This is a genomic window from Pseudomonas sp. WS 5027 (genome assembly GCF_012985695.1).
Taxonomy (GTDB): Bacteria; Pseudomonadota; Gammaproteobacteria; order Pseudomonadales; family Pseudomonadaceae; genus Aquipseudomonas; species Aquipseudomonas hygromyciniae.
In genome coordinates this window covers 310,035-326,600 of record NZ_JAAQWU010000001.1, presented here as the reverse complement: position 1 = coordinate 326,600, position 16,566 = coordinate 310,035, and the positions used below count along the sequence as shown (strand labels likewise).

At 55.3% G+C, this 16,566-nt stretch carries 14 protein-coding genes and 1 pseudogene; 3 read left to right on the top strand and 12 right to left on the bottom strand.

Annotated elements, in window-relative coordinates; genetic code table 11:
- Positions 1-32: 32 nt before the first annotated feature.
- Genes HBO09_RS29150 through HBO09_RS01475 form a run of 5 tightly spaced genes read right to left on the bottom strand, consistent with a single transcriptional unit; the run spans position 33 to position 9,645 of the window.
- A complete protein-coding gene (locus tag HBO09_RS29150; protein ID WP_169991120.1) occupies positions 33-1,181 on the bottom strand; it encodes a restriction endonuclease subunit S in 1,149 nt (382 codons plus the stop codon).
- The gene (locus HBO09_RS01490; protein WP_169991118.1) at positions 1,178-2,761 is read right to left on the bottom strand and encodes a class I SAM-dependent DNA methyltransferase; all 1,584 of its coding nucleotides are present in this window, start codon (positions 2,759-2,761) and stop codon (positions 1,178-1,180) included. Before HBO09_RS01490 ends, HBO09_RS29150 begins: the two co-directional genes overlap by 4 nt.
- A gap of 33 nt (positions 2,762-2,794) precedes the next feature.
- Positions 2,795-4,651, bottom strand: a complete 1,857-nt coding sequence (rmuC, locus tag HBO09_RS01485; protein ID WP_169991116.1) for a DNA recombination protein RmuC — start codon at positions 4,649-4,651, stop codon at positions 2,795-2,797.
- An 8-nt stretch (positions 4,652-4,659) separates the two neighbouring features.
- Complete coding sequence (locus HBO09_RS01480) at positions 4,660-8,031, bottom strand: DEAD/DEAH box helicase family protein (protein ID WP_169991590.1); 3,372 nt, start codon at positions 8,029-8,031, stop codon at positions 4,660-4,662.
- Between the two features lie 48 nt (positions 8,032-8,079).
- Positions 8,080-9,645 (bottom strand): sigma 54-interacting transcriptional regulator, encoded by a 1,566-nt coding sequence (locus HBO09_RS01475; RefSeq protein WP_233101132.1) that lies wholly within the window; start codon positions 9,643-9,645, stop codon positions 8,080-8,082.
- 309 nt (positions 9,646-9,954) lie between these two features.
- Here HBO09_RS01475 and HBO09_RS29145 point away from each other — a divergent pair, with 309 nt between their 5' ends.
- Entirely contained in the window at positions 9,955-10,263 is a 309-nt protein-coding gene (locus HBO09_RS29145; RefSeq protein WP_346266398.1) for a BPSL0761 family protein, read from the top strand.
- Positions 10,264-10,522: 259 nt separating this feature from the next.
- Here the strand turns inward: HBO09_RS29145 and HBO09_RS01470 are convergent, their stop codons facing one another.
- From HBO09_RS01470 to HBO09_RS01450, 6 genes are all read right to left on the bottom strand, one after another.
- The gene (locus tag HBO09_RS01470) at positions 10,523-10,732 is read right to left on the bottom strand and encodes a hypothetical protein (protein WP_169991114.1); all 210 of its coding nucleotides are present in this window, start codon (positions 10,730-10,732) and stop codon (positions 10,523-10,525) included.
- Between the two features lie 69 nt (positions 10,733-10,801).
- On the bottom strand, positions 10,802-11,110 hold the full coding sequence (locus tag HBO09_RS01465; protein WP_169991111.1) for a hypothetical protein: 309 nt from the start codon (positions 11,108-11,110) through the stop codon (positions 10,802-10,804).
- Positions 11,111-11,216: 106 nt separating this feature from the next.
- Positions 11,217-11,474, bottom strand: a complete 258-nt coding sequence (locus HBO09_RS01460; RefSeq protein ID WP_169991109.1) for a BPSL0761 family protein — start codon at positions 11,472-11,474, stop codon at positions 11,217-11,219.
- A gap of 146 nt (positions 11,475-11,620) precedes the next feature.
- The gene (locus tag HBO09_RS28745; RefSeq protein WP_233101136.1) at positions 11,621-11,740 is read right to left on the bottom strand and encodes an antitoxin Xre/MbcA/ParS toxin-binding domain-containing protein; all 120 of its coding nucleotides are present in this window, start codon (positions 11,738-11,740) and stop codon (positions 11,621-11,623) included.
- Positions 11,737-12,069 (bottom strand): antitoxin Xre-like helix-turn-helix domain-containing protein, encoded by a 333-nt coding sequence (locus HBO09_RS01455; RefSeq protein WP_233101133.1) that lies wholly within the window; start codon positions 12,067-12,069, stop codon positions 11,737-11,739. The genes HBO09_RS28745 and HBO09_RS01455 overlap by 4 nt, the downstream gene beginning before the upstream one ends.
- Positions 12,070-12,167: 98 nt before the next feature.
- The gene (locus HBO09_RS01450) at positions 12,168-12,632 is read right to left on the bottom strand and encodes a hypothetical protein (protein WP_169991107.1); all 465 of its coding nucleotides are present in this window, start codon (positions 12,630-12,632) and stop codon (positions 12,168-12,170) included.
- Positions 12,633-12,864: 232 nt separating this feature from the next.
- Here HBO09_RS01450 and HBO09_RS01445 point away from each other — a divergent pair, with 232 nt between their 5' ends.
- Both HBO09_RS01445 and HBO09_RS01440 read left to right on the top strand, forming a co-directional pair.
- Positions 12,865-13,332: a helix-turn-helix transcriptional regulator gene (locus HBO09_RS01445; RefSeq protein WP_169991105.1), complete on the top strand. Its 468-nt coding sequence runs from the start codon at positions 12,865-12,867 to the stop codon at positions 13,330-13,332.
- A gap of 438 nt (positions 13,333-13,770) precedes the next feature.
- Positions 13,771-14,364, top strand: a pseudogene (locus HBO09_RS01440) (ATP-binding protein); the annotation flags it as partial.
- Between the two features lie 123 nt (positions 14,365-14,487).
- On the opposite strand, the gene HBO09_RS01435 reads toward HBO09_RS01440, so the two are convergent.
- Positions 14,488-16,464 carry a methyl-accepting chemotaxis protein gene (locus HBO09_RS01435; protein ID WP_169991103.1) on the bottom strand — a complete coding sequence of 659 codons (1,977 nt, stop codon included), beginning with the start codon at positions 16,462-16,464 and terminating at the stop codon, positions 14,488-14,490.
- Positions 16,465-16,566: the final 102 nt, after the last annotated feature.

The following is a 16,566-nucleotide window of genomic DNA, read 5'->3' as shown; positions in this document are numbered from 1 at the left end:
GACAGATTCGAGGCGCATGGTGACTTCCTTATCTACAACTGCCCTGTAAAAGCTTTTTTGGTTAATGCGCCAAAGGCATTGTTCAGCTCATCACTAGAGCAGGTGATTTTCCCCTCCAGAGAAAGTACGCTTGCCACAATCGAGCTGAATCTATCTTGCTCCGACTTTGGCGGGACCGGCATCGAGAGACCTCTCAAAATTTCAAGATTTATATTTTTTTGAGCGGCTTGTGGCGCGTTTTTTTCAAGGTTTTTTTGTAAAAATCCCAACCAGTGCTGAACGAACTCAACCGTTACTTTTCTGTTGGGTATAAACCCCACCACGCTATCCGGAAAGCAAGCTGGAAATGTCAAAATCCCGGTTTTGGCAATATTGGCAGCGATAGTGATACACAGCGTTCCAGCATCCCATTTTTTGCTCTGTGTCAATCCAAGCTCCGAGTATGTGGATGAGTACTGTTTTATATAGCCTCTCGAATTGGCTACTTCTCCAGTCTGGATTAGAGGATGAATTCCCCCCAGAAGGGCAGGATCATTTCTTGGCCTGTGTTTTGATTTACCTCTGTCTAAAGTACCTACAGACGCGAATGTCTGGGATTCCCACCCTTTCGGATTCGTCACTGGGTCGCCGAACATGTCTAAAAACACGGCTCTAAGGAAGTCATCGGCGAGCTGGATGGCTTCCTGGCGTTTACAGCGGATAGCGTCTGCTTTATTGAGGATGGCGACGATGCGTTTTTGCTCAGGTAGGGGGGGGAGGGGGATTTTGTGCTGCCAGAACAGCTGCATTGAAACTCGCGGCATTTTGGCACCTGCTACCTGCGAACTGACCCAATCTACAAAGCCTTTTGAGCGCAGGTAGTAGGCCAGATACCTACGATCAAGACGCCCAGCATCTGGCAACATCGGGACGAGCTCAGTAGTAGCAAGCCCCTTATCGTCAGGCAATACCACCTTATTTAGATATGGCCGCAGCTTAGAATAAAGAACATGCCTTTCATCAAAGCCATGCGTAGAGGTCCCTGCTACTGAAACAGGCGCGATAATTTTCTGAAGAATTTTTCCTGTATCAGCCTCCACCTGATCTAGATTTAGAGTCCACACGTCATCCGACTCGGCAAAAGTATGCTTGCTAGCCTTCGCTGGTGCAACGTCGCCCAATTTAACTAACGGCCAACTCACAACATCCCCTCCAGTTCATCTAGATTCGCCAGAATCTCCCCCTCCAGCACCTTGAGCCGTTGCAGAATGACCTTGGGGTCTTCGTATAGCTCCTGCTGGTGCAGCACTTCGTTGTAGCGATTGACGGAGAGGTCGTAGTTATTGGCTGCGATAGCCTCGGCCGGCACCACAAAAGCCTTTTTGGTCTTGTCACCGAACACAGTATTGATTGTGCTGCCGCTGATATTGCTTTCAACCATCTGCCGGTAGCGCCGCCACTGGGAAATAGCATCGGGCAGGTCGTTGCTTCCCTCACCCTTCAGTTCTGTACGTTTATCATCCAGAGAATACCCATCGGCCTGTAGGTCATAGAACCAAACCCGTTCGGTGCTCCCACCTTTTGTGAATATGATGATGGCGGTGCTAACCCCTGCATATGGTTTGAACACTCCGCTGGGCAGGCTGACAACGCCTTCGAGCTGGTTGTTTTCGAGCAGTTCCTGGCGTAGTTGCTGGTGAGCCTTGCTGGAGCCAAACACTACGCCATCGGGCACGATCACCGCGGCGCGACCGCCGAGTTTGAGCGAACGCAGAATGTGGGCGACGAACAGCAGCTCGGTCTTCTTGGTCTTCACCAAACCCAGCACATCAGGGTTGGTATTACTCTCATCCAAACTTCCCTTGAACGGCGGGTTCGCTAACACCACGTCAAAGAAGTTCTGTTCCTGCCGTGGGTAATGCTCCTTGATAGATTTGCTCAGGGAATCTTGGTAGCGAATGTTCGCGCCGTTTACCCCGTGCAACATCATGTTCATGCTAGAAACACGTAGCATTGTGGTGTCGAAGTCAAAACCCCAGAACATCTGCGTATTAATGTGCTGACGGTAGGGCTCGAGCTGGTCACCGGTGAAGTGCTGATTGCCATCTTCATCGGTGAAGATACCCGACTCACTGGAGTGCTCGCGGTTGAGGTATTCCATGGTGCGAGCGAGGAAGCCCGCCGTTCCGCAGGAGGGGTCGCAGATCACGTCTGTTGGTTGTGGAGCAATCAGCTCGATCATGGCATCGATAATGTGGCGCGGCGTGCGAAACTGCCCATTGATGCCGGCGGTGGTGAGCTTGCTTAGCAGGTATTCGTAGATATCGCCCTTCACATCGCTCTGAGTCAGCGGCAGGTCGTTGACCATTTCCACGGCAGAGGTCAGTACGGACTCGTTCTTGATCTCCAGGTCGGCGTCCTGCATGTACTCGCTGATATGGCCAAGACCTTCACGCTCACCTCCCTCGCCGTCGGCGCTGCCGAGCTTGGCGAAAAAGGGATAGACCTTCTGTTTGAGGTGCTTGTGCAGCTCCTTTCCACTCATATTGCGGAAATTTTTCCAGCGTAAAAGCTGCCCTTCCGGAGTATTGGGGAAAAGGCGGTCGAAAGCCTTGCCAGTGCGATTGGCTTTGCGCTCAGCCACGTCTTCCTGTATGTCGAGCATACGGGCGAAAATCAGGTAGCTGATCTGCTCGATTACAGTCAGCGGGTTGGTAATACCACCCGTCCAGAACTTTTCCCAGAGCTTGTCGATATCTGTGCGGATTTTACCAGTGAGCATGCGAGGTACTTCTCTAATTCAGAATTTTGGAGATCAGAGCTGGACAGCCAGCTCTTCTTCGGATGATTGTTGAGCGATTATCTGCACAGCTTCGGTTGCCTCTGGAGCTTCGTCGATGGCTTCGACAATCAATGACAGCCGCTCGCTTTCAAAGTCCATGTGAGTAGGCTCCAGCGCCGGCAGAATTTTGCTGACTTTGGCTGAGAGCTTGTTGAAACGCTCAACTTTGCCGTAGAGACCCTGCTTACCGGCTAGAGCCTTGACGGTTTCGTTGTAGTGGTTGCTGACGGTATTAAGCGTGCCGCCCAACTTACCGAGGCGCTCAGCCACAGTGCAGACCTGGTTGTAGATCTCGCCAGCCTTCTCGCTGATTTCCCGCGCCTCGGCGTTGCTGCGTTCGATCATCCAAAGGTTGGAAACCGTGCGCAGGATGGGAATTAGGGTGGTATGCGAGACCAGCACGATGCCCTTCTTGTAACCGTACTCAAACAAATCCTTGTTGTGCTTCATAGCCTCGATATAGGCCGGCTCGATAGGCATGAACATCAGCACAAAGCTGGGGCTGCGCATGCCAACGAGGTTGGTGTAATCCTTGGATGCAAGGTCATCAATATGCTTGCGTACGGCTTTGATGTGGTCGGCCATAGCAAGCTGGTATGTCTCAGGTGACTCAGCGCCGACAGCGCGATCATAAGCGTTCAGTGACACCTTACTGTCGATAATGATGTGCTTACCATCCGGTATCTTTACCAGGTAATCGGTCTGCTTACTTCTACCCTCAGCATCCTTAAAGGCGCTTTGTACCTCGAAGTGTGCTTCTTCGATCAAGCCGCTCATTTCAAGCGTCCTACGCAACTGGGCTTCACCCCAAGCGCCTCGCTGCTGCGAGTCGCCCTTGAGTGCTGAGGTGAGGTTATTGGCCTCTTTGCTCATTTGCAGGCCGATATCAAGAACCTTTTTGATTTCACTATTGAGGCTGGTGTTGCCCTGCTGAGAGGCGTCATGCACGTCGTTGATACGCTTCTGGAAACCCTCGATCTGCTCACGAAAAGGCTTGAGCAGGCCATCGATACTGGCCTGACTGGTATGAGTGAACGTCTTGCCTTTCTCTTCGAAGATTTTGTTGGCCAGGTTTTCAAACTCCTGGGTGAGCGATTTCTTGGTGTCAGACAGTTGTGTCATCTGCTCCTGAAAGTGCTCCTCGCGTTTCTGTAGGGTGGTTTTGAGTTCGGTATGGTCGGAACCGAGCTTATGCAGACGCTCCTGCAACTGGTTGAAAGACTCCATCTGCTGGGCAAGCGTTTGTTTGGTCTCTGCCAGTTGCTCGCGCACTTCTCGTTCGGATGTTTCTAGCGCCTTAGCCCGTTTGCCTTCGCTCGCCAGCTCGTCCTTCAGACAGTCGCGCTCAGTTTGCATGGACGCGTTTTTCGTTTCTGCAGCAGTAAGCCGCTCACGTAGCTCAGCTACCTGCTCTTGAAAGCCCCGCACTTCGGCCTGGGCTGTTTCCAAGCGCTTGGCCGTCTCATGATGATGTTGGTTCGCCTCTTCCAGTTTCAGCTGCAATGCCACGCTTGTGTCTTTGCTAGTTATCAAGTCAGCAGTGAGGCGTGTCGCAGTATCGGCTGCAGCGTGCAGCTGTGTCTGAAGCCTGCCTTGTTCCACCTGCAGGTTATGGCATTGCGCTTCTGCCGCTTTGAGCTGGCCTTGCTGTGCGGTCTGTTGGGTGTCAGCAGACGCTTGGCCTTGCTGTGCCTGTTCTAGCTGCGCAGTCAGCGTGCTGACCTGTCGCCCCTGCCGCAGAGCCGCGATGAAGTAGCCAATTACCGCACTGGCAATGGCGAGCACTACGCTGATCACGATAATTTCCATCGTCCATTGGCTGGCTAGCATGATTGCTCCTAGAGGGCACTTAGCGGGGTAGTTCCGCGCAAAAAGGGTTTGAGCACTGCCACCAACTCGGTGACATCAGTAGGTGCGAAGACGCCGTCGATACCCTCGTGTGAAATGCTGTCGAACGGTGGTTCGTAGAGTTTTTCCACTACGATGCTGCCGTGCTGAGCGATGTAGTTTTTAAGCAGGTTCATGAAACGTACCTGCTGGGCCGTTAGGCTTGGATGGGCATGGAGGAAGCTCTTGAAATGCTCCTCGATGGATTGCGCATCCAGACCGATAATCTCACGCACGGTTAGGTGCAACTGATCGGCCGTGCGACCGTAGAACTCATTGAGCACTGCCAGACTGACGCCAGGGTGGCTCGTGAGGATGGTCGACGTGAGCGTTTTCAGCTCCGGTTCGGCAATGGGTTCGCCCTTGTGGATTTTCTGCAGGGTCAGGTTAGCCGCGAGCATGCCGTCGAGAATGTCCTTGAGGCGACGGCGATAGATCATCGCTTCGCTGGCACCGGCGATGTACACCGCTCGCTCCCCGCCCTGCACGTTGTCATCCCTGGTTTTGGTAGTATCTATGCCGTACCCCGTGCTGGTTCCTGTTTGCCGGTATTTCATGATGCCACGAAGTTCTTTACGCGCGTTTTCAAGTTTGTCGATGCTCGGGTTCTGCCAGAAACCGGCGCTGCGCACTTCGGCAATCAGCACATCCTTCTGACGCACGGCCTGGATGTTGACCGCAAGCTTGTCCAACTCGGCCAGCAGGATGATCTTGCCATCATCGAAACAGCTGGCCTTCTCGACCAGGCAACGCTGGATGCCAACAATCAACTTGTCCAACGCCGTGGCGTGTTTGTCGCGCAGCACTCGGGCCGACATCAGCGGGGCAATGGTATTGCTGAGCAGGTGCTGGGTTTTAGCATCGAAATGTTGCAGCAGATTGGTTTGCTGCAACTGGTGGACGACACGGAGCTCGCGCTTCACCGCCACGCTGTTTTCCGGCAGATCATTGATGTCTGCACGTAGCAGTTCAATGGCTACGTCGAACGCCGCTGCATGACTCTGACGGAGGGCGGCTTGAGCAAGCTCCAGACGAGCTTCGAAAGTGGTTTGCATCAGGGATTTGCCGCCGGTGTCATCCGGCTCCTGGTAATCCTGCTCGAAGAAATCGAAGTTGCCGTAGTGATCGAAGATCAGGAACTCGCTTTTATGTTTACCAGTGCCGAACAGATTAGGCCGCAGACGCGTGCCACGACCTATCATCTGCCAAAACTTGACCCAGGATTTGACAGGCTTGGCGAATACCAGATTGACCACCTCCGGAACGTCGATACCGGTGTCGAGCATGTCTACCGAAATGGCGATGCGGAAGTGGTTATCCGGCTTCTTGAATTCCTTGATTAGGGTGTCCACATGCGGAATGTCGTTGTGGATGACCTTACAAACCTTGGCCCCATACTGCGGGTAGAGCTTGCAGAAGAGCTTTTCCAGATGCTCGGCGTGGTCCTGGCGTTGGGCGAAGACGATGGTCTTGCCGACCAGTGAGCCGGTCTCATCCTTGATGCCGTTGTTAATCAGATTTTCCAGGATAATGCGATCGGTGTCCTCACTGAAAATCTTGCGACCAATGTCCTTGCCAGCAATGGTGGTGCGCTTGGCCTCCTCCTCGCCGAGATCATCTTCAAGCTGCCGCTTCTGTTCATCGCTTAGGTCGTTGTAATGGATTCCTTCGCGCAGGAAGTCGGTAGTGAGATCGCGGACACGGAACGGTGCGAGATAAGGCGGCTCGTTGTTGATGGCGGCATCCAAACCGAATTCGAAGGTTGGATCGGTGGTTTCACAGTCGAAAATATCGAAGGTGTTGCGGCTGATGAACTTCACCGGAGTGGCGGTGAGGCCAACCTGTAGGGCATCGAAGTAATCGAACAGATCGCGGTACTTGTTGTAGATGCTGCGGTGACTCTCGTCAGCAATGATCAGGTCGAAGAAGCCCACATCGAGCTGAGCGAAGCGGTTCATCATGCCCGGGTAGGTTGCGATGTAGATGCGTGCGGTTTGATCCACCTTGTTGGTTTCACCGATCACGCAGCGCGGCTCACTAGGCAGATTCTGCTTAAAGGCCTCATCAGCCTGCACGCGAAGCTCCTTACGGTCGCAGAGAAACAGCACCCGTTTGGCCCAACCAGTGCGCAGAAGCAGCTCGGCCAAGGCAATGGCCACACGGGTTTTTCCGGTCCCGGTGGCCTGGATGATCAGCGCCTTGCGGCGCTGCTTTTGGAAGTGCGCAGCAACAGTCTTGATTGCTTCAATCTGGTAGGGCCGGTCGGCAATGCTTAGCTCCGGGTTGTGCTTTTCCAGCTCGGCGATGCGGTACTGACGCTGGTAGTTCAGGTATTCAAGGCTGTCCTTGCTGTAGAGGCCGTACACCGGGCGATAGGTGTTGTACTGCTTGTCGTCCCAGATGAAGGTTTCGTAGCCGTTGCTGTAGAAAATCACCGGGCGCTGCATGCCCATGCGCTCGAAGCCGTCGGCGTACATACGAGCTTGTTCACGCCCTGCCTGCAGACTGACATTGCCGGACTTCTTGGCTTCGATCACGGCCAGGGGCTGACCGTTGTCACCCCATAGCACGTAATCCGCACGCCCTTTGCCGGACGTGTTTCCGGGGAAGTCGACTTCCACCTCATGGCCGACCTGAGCCGGGTTACTGACATCCCAGCCGGCCTGCAGAAGCATGGCGTCGATCAGCAGTGCGCGGGTCTTGGCTTCATTCCATTGCAGGCTGTCGGCAACCTTCTGACTCTGCTGCTGACGCTTTTGTTGATCTGGCTTGACAAGCTGGTCGAGGTTGCGGGTGCGCTCCTGCTCCAGCTTGTCCATAACTCGCTGCAACTCTTCCTGCTGCTTCTGCAGTTCTTTCTCGTAGTTGGAAACTGATTGCTGAAGCTGACTCAGCGCAGCGGTCGGATCCTTGACCTCAATGAATTCCGGCAGCGCCGCTTGAGTAACGCCGTAGTATTTTACAGCCATGTACTTGGCAAGCTCATGTGCTGCATTCAAAGCCAGCTTGGCATTGCGCAAGTCGCCCTCACCACCATGGGCAGCGTCGTTACCCTGAATACGCAGGAAGTTAATCTGATAAACCAGCGATTTGCTGACGCAATCATTGAACACGGAGTCTTTCACCAACTCATAGAAGCTCGACTGCGGCAGACGCGGCAGCAGTTCCTCTTTGTAGATGGTTTTGGTCAACTCCTCGGCAAAGCTGCGCAAGCGGGTGAGCGCGCTGCCCGGATCGATGTGCAACACCGCCTCGGCAAGGCCAGCCAAGCTGGTCAGCAGCTGGTTGCCGGAGCGAAGGAACTCGAAGTTAACTGATTTCATAAAGGCGATTCTGTCCATATCGATCCTATAGCGAGGACCGTGCCAGTTTTATTCGATGCCGTATTTGTCCATCCAGTTGCTCAGCGTTTGCTGGCTTTTAAGGCCTAGCAGGCTGGCGGCCCGAGTTTTGTTGTTCCCAGTTATCGCAAGCGCCTTACGCATATAGCGGCCCGCAACGACAGAAATTATCTCTTGTATATCAATACCTTGAGAAACATCCACGGCCAATAAGTCGGCTTCCGTCTGCGGTAATTTGAACAATGCCTGTTCGATATCGCTAGCTACTATCAAATCGCCCCGGCACCAGAGAGCAGCGCGGAGCAACGTGGATTGCAGCTCTCGGACATTGCCACGCCAAAGGTGCTGAAGGATAAGGTTTTTTGCATCTGCGGAAATTTTCTTATTGCCGAGACTGGAGTCTTGGCTGGTAATACCATCCAGTAGTTTCTCGGATAGCAAAAGCAGATCGCCCTCCCGCTCCCTGAGCGGTGGGAGATGCAAAACGCCGACGGCGATGCGGTAGAACAGATCTTCACGGAAGCGCCCTTGGGCAACTTCCTGCATTAGATTACGGTGAGTTGCAGTGATCAGCCGCACATTAACCTTAAGCTCTTGGCTGGCTCCCACCGGAATAAAGGTGCCTTCCTGCAACACCCGCAGGAGGCGCACCTGCACATCTGGCGTCAGCTCCCCGAACTCATCCAAAAACAGCGTGCCGCTGTGTGCTCGCTGAAAAACACCCGCTCGATCTGCTACCGCTCCCGTGAATGCACCTTTCAAATGGCCAAACAATGTGGAGTCGATCAGCTCAGGCGCAATGGCGCCACAGTTGACCGCGACAAAAGGCCCCGCAGAACGCGGCCCTGCATTATGAATGGCTCTGGCAAACAACTCTTTACCAGTACCAGTTTCGCCGTAAATCAGTACCGGAACCTGCTTCAGTGCCAGAATCTGCGCCTGCGCCTTGAGCGCCAGCAGGCGCTCGCTCTGCGTGACGATACTGTCGAAGGCGGCATCCACTGGCGCGTCTAGCCCTGCAAGCTGAACGAGCTTATCGGTGCTGATCGCATTAGCCGCCGGGACATACTCAGCCGCGATTTCGAACGGCACCTCAACTTGCTGAACGCCTTGTTCAAGGGAGGATTGGTAAAAAGTTGCCGGGTAGCGAGTCTTACCCAGAAGAATCCATACCGCTTGCATGGCGGGTGTGCCGGGGCTGAGCAGAATAGACAATTGAGCACTTGAAGCACTCAGACGCTTTAAATGCTGATTAGCAGCCTGGTAGATCTCCCCAAAATGAACGGGAGAAGACAATTTTTCATAGTACGCAGTGATCGGCACATCGACCTGATTGCGGAGCCAGGCAAGATAGGGCTCAACGCGCTCCGCGGGATACGAGCAAAGCAACTGGACGCTATCGGTAGGTAAAACTTTTAGCGTGGAAAGAATCGGGCCTGCCTCACCGCCTGAAATTGCGCTGAGATCATTTCCGCCAACCCAGCTGGCCAACACGCGTTGCTTTGTCACCACTGTCCCTGTTCTCCCTTTCGGCCTCTTGCCCATTAGCAGGCTGGGGTAAATTTGCTCTGATTCGCGACGTGGATAGTAATCCATCAGTCGCTTCGGGTCTTGATACGACTCCCAAACAGCAGGCGACAATAGATTTTACCCCTATCGTTCTGGACTTAGCTGTATCGACAAAAAGTCGCTTTCCGAACGGGACATTTGCATAGCTCATCGATCCTGCGAACCTGCAAGCCGCCTGGGACATTCAGAAACAAGTGCGCGAGGATGCCAGCTTCACCAAGGATCATTGATTTGTATTGGTACAGAGCGCGCGAGCTATTCACCTAAAAGTCGCCGCTCCCCCGCGGTTGTCCGCCTATAATTCCATTGAACGGTACCAAAGGAGCGATTGACAATATGACAATGGTCCATGAACGTACCCGCAGCGTTGTCCAAACAGAAGTGTTTCTCCGCGACATTGTCAGAGACGTTACCCTGCCTGAGAAAATGCGGCTTCGAACCGAAGGTCTTCTGCGCCACTACCCCGCACCCAATTACATTTGGCTCGCCGGCAAGCTAGAAGAGCATCGGAAGGCCGAGCTATTTCGGCAGGACGAAAAGCACGGGCCGTTGCCGCCGGTATTAGGAACTTGGTTGACTGTAGAGCCTATGTTCTGCGACGACTCCAGCTCAGCTCCTGCCCCCCCATTCATCCTCGTAACCTAAGGGTATGACCTTGGCGAACCCTGGGGAAAGCGGCGCGCTCATACCATCGAAGGCGTCTGGATTGATGTCGCCCCGGGTAAGTTCGTTGGCGAGCCTGGCCATTCACCTTGATCTAAGGTAGGCCATTTCACTGATTTCCCCTAGCGGCAGCCTATACCCTGAGGCTTCGAGGCCGATGTCAACAGCTCAGTGTTGATGCTTGCCAGCGGAGAAAAAGATCACGGCGGACGTAAGAAATTAGAGAAGCAACGCGCAACGGTCATTTCTGATCGTCATGGCCTTTTGACAATCCCTCAGCAGCCCTTCGACTTCCAGCGAGTATCCCAATAGGTTCGTCAACCTCCGCCTGTGCCGCAGCGTGGATAAAACGCCCAATATCGGGTTTAGAAGCCAGGGTGGCCCTGGCATCTTTGATGAACTGATCTTGCATCAGCCACTTATCTGTTCTGACCTTACGGCGGCCCTTCATTTTCTACCTCGCAGGCCGAATTCACTAGGGCTAGTTATCAATTCGAAGATGCCTCGCCAGTCGCCCGTATCAGCGACCGGACTCCTTAAAAAAGTCGTCCCTAGCAACGATACCAAGATCGCTGGAGTGTTCCGGCGGATCATCGCTGAACATGTGTTCCGCTCGCCGTTGCTCCTTGAGATTTTCCAGTGCCTGGAAGAAGCAACGTTCACAGAGATGGATCTCGTACCGCTCTCCATCATGCAGAGTGCCATATCCCCAGTGCGCTCGTAGCGTTCCGAACTGGTATCCGCTTTCCTCGATGCGCGTTGAGGTGCCACATACGTCGCACTTCACATCGATAACGCTCTCCACCTCTACTGGCCCAGTGATCTTCATTGCCAGCATCTCCATAAGCGGTTGCTGGCTGAGGAAGAGGCTGGCAGCAACGCCTCATGGAGCCGCCAGTGACCCGCTGGCCATTGAGTCTTAGGCTGTACGAGGTTCATTCATCAAGACTCGAGCTGAACAACTCAGGGTATCCGCTGATTGCCAACTCGCGCCGAGGATCACCAGGCTCCGTCGAATGAATGACCTCATCAAGCCACGCTGCGTGGAGCAGCAACCTGGGCTCCGGGTAATGGCGAAGCAGCCGCGCTGCCTCAATGCGGAAAGGTTCAGGAATCTGCTGACTTTTCGAAAGCTCACGCAGGAAATCTCCCGTCTGAATCACACAGCGGGTACGCTCCACCGGCATCGTCATTTGCGCACTCCCACAATAATCGCGCGGGCCAATACTGTAGCCTTGCCTCAAGCAAGACCTTGTCTGTTGCGTGCCGTATAGAAAGGCATCATGAGTTTAGCTCTGCCTAAACGGGAAGCCGTCGGGCCTCTTTACCTATCTGCGAGTCAAAGCGCATAGCCTTCGGTAAGCTGTGATAGCGTGTCCTCTATCAGAAATGCACCAACGGTGGTTGTAAGCATGCCGACAGGACTGTTACCCCAAAAGCGTCGTTTGGGTGCGTTCAGCCAGCGACGTGCTTTGTCCCTGCCGCCAAAGGCAACTCTGCCAAGGCAATCACTCGGGCAACTCTAAACAGTCGATCGCTTTCACTCACCGACAGTAGCTGACGGCGGCTGACGCGCGCATCGAGTGCCCTAAGAGAAATGATGATCTCGCACGCCTCCCGACTGAATGAGCCCGCATCAACGAGCTCCTTCAGAAGCTCCGCTGGGAAACGGGCTTTAACCTTATGGTGGATTGCCAGATCCGCTGCCTGTGCCGGTATTTGCAAGAATGTCTGCAAAAGAACTCTATAGGCCGAAGACGTGCCGACGTTTTCGTTTAGGGCGTGCATATGTTCTCCGCCCGTTTCATCCGATTGATGATCTGCCTCTCAAGGCCATTGACCGGATGGTAGGGCATCGACTGAGAAAGCACACTGACCTGTCGGCATCAGCGTACAGCCGCGTATAGGTGTGGCTCGTCCGAATCGAAAACTCGCTCGGAAAATCGAGGAACGTGTGCATTAAGGCGCTGCTCTGAATACCAGACCTGCCGTGTTTTTCTCCTTCTAAGATCGAGATCACCAAACTTATAGGTGCCCATCGACGTCTTATAAATTACTGCACCCTCATCCGTTTCGATCCCTTGGTAGCAAATTATTTGATCGAGCTCTTCCAGACTCCAGGCATCCCGACCAGTTAGATTCGGTGGGCATAACATCTGCACTGCCATGATGGAGACATCCTGGGCGTGAGCAAGATAGTGCTGAAGCTCGTAGGCGCAACGCACAAGGGCAACTCGATCGCGCTTACCCGTGTGAATTGAGGTAATCGTTGCGAGGAAGCATAGGCCTTCGATCTCACAATGCAGCCCCACACGTACATCGCGGCTCTTATGATCAAGCACGTAAATCACTAGTTACACCATTGCGAGTGAGCCGGCTCGCCTGACACGGCTTAAGGTTGAATAAATCGCCAGCACTTGGCGCGGTACCCTCTCGAAGTGGAGACCCCGTGATACCAGCACTCAGATTGTAAAGTTGATAGCACTACATGAGAAAACGCCCCGATTATACATGTTATAGCTCCGCGATGCGGGGTGTTAAAGCATGGCCTGATAATCTCTTTTGTGGCTGCACGGAAGAGAGATGGAATATCTGCAAGCCCTCGGGCACGTCCTTAGGGAGATTCGAGTCGATGCTGGATTGAGGCGTGAGGATTGCCTCCGCGCATTGAGCCGCGAATATCTGGCCAGTGTTGAGCGAGGCAGCCAAGCGATATCCATAGCAAAATTACGGGCTCTGTGTGAATGTCTAGGGGTGACCCCAAGTCTAGCGCTTTTTGCCGCAGAAGCCCGGCTGGCGGCCTTGAATCTTGAGGAGTATCAAGCAACCCAGGAACGGTTGCTCAAGGAATATGTTGTGAACAAAAAGCTTCGTAACGAAGCCGGTGCTCCTGCTATTCAGGGGGTGCGAGGCAGGCAGGCGGAGATGAACCGCAAGGCAATCCAATCGCTGAAGCTTGAAGGACTGACCAAGATCGAAGTAGCTCGTAAGCTTGGTATCGGTACTACAACCGTTGATAGACATTGGCACTCAGCCAAGGACGATGAGTGATCTAAAGCAGAGAGCTGCTCGAAGATGCCCCCTCCTTGAGCAAACCTCTCAGGTCCCGACTGATTCAATCAGTCGCCCCTTCAGCGCCCCCAGACAGCTGCAGCTAACTCGCCCGAAGATCGATCCGTCACGCGGGAAAAGAGACTCGTACCTCCAGCGGTCAATCAGACGGAAGATATTGTGCGCTCAACTGAGGTGAGCGCTATCACAAAAGCATGATACCTGCGCCTAATCCGTGAGTTTGAAGGACGATTAACGGCGATTGCGCGGCGATGAAACCGGCACACTTGTACTCGGGCCCAAGATCAAACGTGATCCCGACATGCTAACGAGAATCGTCCAATCCTTCGTCAGGCGTCCAGAGCAACCGTGGCCGCCCAGAAATCCACTGCGACCTTCATTTTTGACAATTTTTTCGTGATCCCGGTCTCAAAAAGTAAATTGCCAGAGTTTGATCGCAAAGTGCTTGAGGTGCTGCGCGAGCCGCTGGAGTCCGGGCATATCGTGATTTCCCGCGCCCGCGACCGGGTGAGTTTCCCGGCGCGGTTTCAACTGGTAGCGGCGATGAACCCCTGCCCCTGCGGCTATATGGGCGAGCCCAGCGGGCGCTGTCGTTGCACGCCGGAGCAGATCCAGCGCTACCGCAACAAACTGTCCGGGCCGCTGCTGGACCGCATCGACCTGCACTTGACCGTCGCCCGGGAAACTACCGCCCTGAATCCTGATAAACAGCCCGGCGATGACACCGCCAGCGCTTCCCGACGTGTCGCCCAAGCGCGTGACTATCAGCAACGGCGCCAAGGTTGTGCCAATGCGTTTCTCGACCTGCCAGGGTTGCGTGAGCACTGCAAGCTGGAGAAAGTCGATGAAGGCTGGCTGGAGAGCGCCTGCGAACGCCTGACGCTATCGCTGCGGGCGGCGCATCGGTTGCTCAAGGTGGCACGGACCTTGGCGGATCTGGAGCAAGCAGATGCCATCGCTCGTCACCATCTGGCGGAGGCCCTGCAATATCGCCCGGCTGCGATGACTTGAGCCGAGCTCAGATCCCCTGTAGGAGCGGGCCTGCCCGCGATTGCGCCGGTTCATCCGACATATGCGGCGACTGATACACCGCCATCGCGGGCAAGCCCGCTCCCACAATTGATCGAGGGTGTTTCAACGAAACCGATCCACCTCATGCCGCAACCCCGCCGCCAACGTCTCCAGCTCCCTGGCGGTAATCGCCAGATTCGAGACCACTTCACGCTGTTCACTGTTGGCCAGCGCGATGCTCTGCAGGTTGCTGCTGAGCAAGGTCGCCGTGCTGCTTTGCTCCTGGGTAGCGGTGGTGATTGCGGCAAATTGCTGCCCCGCCGAGCGGCTTTGCTCGTCAATGCGCGCCAGGGCCGAGGCAACGTCGGCATTGCGCGACAAGCCTTCCTGCATCAGCACATTGCCCTGCTCCATGGTGCTGATGGCATTGCCGGTTTCTTGCTGGATGCTCTGGATCATCCCGGAGATCTCATCGGTGGCCTGGCGGGTGCGTGAGGCCAGGTTGCGCACCTCATCGGCAACCACGGCAAACCCACGCCCCTGCTCCCCGGCCCGTGCCGCCTCGATGGCCGCGTTGAGGGCCAACAGGTTGGTCTGGTCGGCAATCGAGGTGATCACGCCGACGATGCCACCGATTTCCTGGGAACGCTGGCCCAGGGTGTTGATCACCGTGGCCGTGCTGTTGAGTGCCGTGGCGATATGCTCCAGGGATGCCGACGCCTCCTGCATCGAGTTGCGGCCAATGCGGGTCTGCTGGGCATTTTCCTGGGCCAGGCGTTCGGTATTGCCCATGTTGTCGGCAATGTTCAACGAGGTGGCGCTGAACTCTTCCACCGCGCCAGCCATGCTGGTGATCTCGCCAGACTGCTGCTCCATGCCTTCATAGGCCCCACCCGACAAGCCCGACAGCGCCTGGGCGCGGCTGTTGACCTCCTCGGCCGCCTCGCGGATGTGCGAGACCATAGTCGACAGGGCCTCGCCCATCTGGTTGAAGCTGCGCGCCAATTGACCGATTTCGTCCTGGCTGGAGACATTCAGCCGCGCACTCAAATCACCGGCGCCCAAGGCTTCGGCCTGGCGCACCAGGTCGCCCAAAGGCTGCAATTTACTGCGCAGCAACCAGACCGCCGCCCCCACGGCCAGCAGCATCGCCAGCACACTGCCGATCACCAGGCGGATACCCACGGCCCAGGTCACAGCACGGATCTCAGCCTTGGGCATGCTCGCCACCACCGACCACGGGCCGCCGTCAAACGGCACGGCAACGCTGTAGAAGTCTTCGCCCCGGTCGCTCCAGAAACGCCCCTGGCCGGGCTTTTGCGCCAACTCCAGGATCACCGGAACCGCCTGCTCCAACGCTTGCACGCCGGCAGGCGGCACCAGCCAGTGCTTTTGCTCGTCCAGCAGCGCCAGCGAGCCGGTCTGGCCAATGCGAAAGCGCTTGAGGTTGGCGAACTGGGCATTCTGGGCATCGGTGTAGTCAAAACCGATAAACAACACCGCAATCACCTTGCCGCTGGCGTCGCTCACAGGGCTGTATTGGGTCATGTAGGAGCGCTCGAACAGCACCGCGCGACCAATGTAGCTCTGCCCGGCGAGCAGGCGCTGGTAGGCTGGGCTCTGGCGATCCAGCACGGTGCCGATGGCGCGGTTGCCGTCCTGCTTGGTCAGGGAGGTACTGATGCGGATAAAGTCTTCGCCGCTGCGCACAAACACCGTGGCCACGCCGCCGGACATCTGTTTGAACTCATCGACCTCGTCGAAGTTGTTGTTGAGCACCGCATCGCCCAGGTAAAGACTCGGGGTCGCTACCCCGGCCACATTCACCGTCTGCTCGGCATGCACACTCAGGCCTGCGCCAAAGCGCTTTTCAAACAGCCCGCTCAAACGCTGGGTGCTCTCGCGCAAGGTGCTGTGGAAGGTATTGAGTTGGTCGGCGAGCAAACGCGCTTCGCTGGCCAGGTGTTCTTCACGGGTCTGCAGGTTGGCCGAATCAAGGGAGCGCAGGGCAAACACGGTGCTGCCGCTGATCACGACAGCCAATATGACCGCCAAGGCGATGCCCAGCTGCGAAGCTATGCGGGCGCGGGGTTGAGACATGACTGCTCCTGGCCGAGGCCCGGATCTTCCTGATCTGATAGCGCTAATCGGCGAATTTCTTGAATTGGGGGCACGCTGAGCCGCAACTAATGGCAGCTGCGA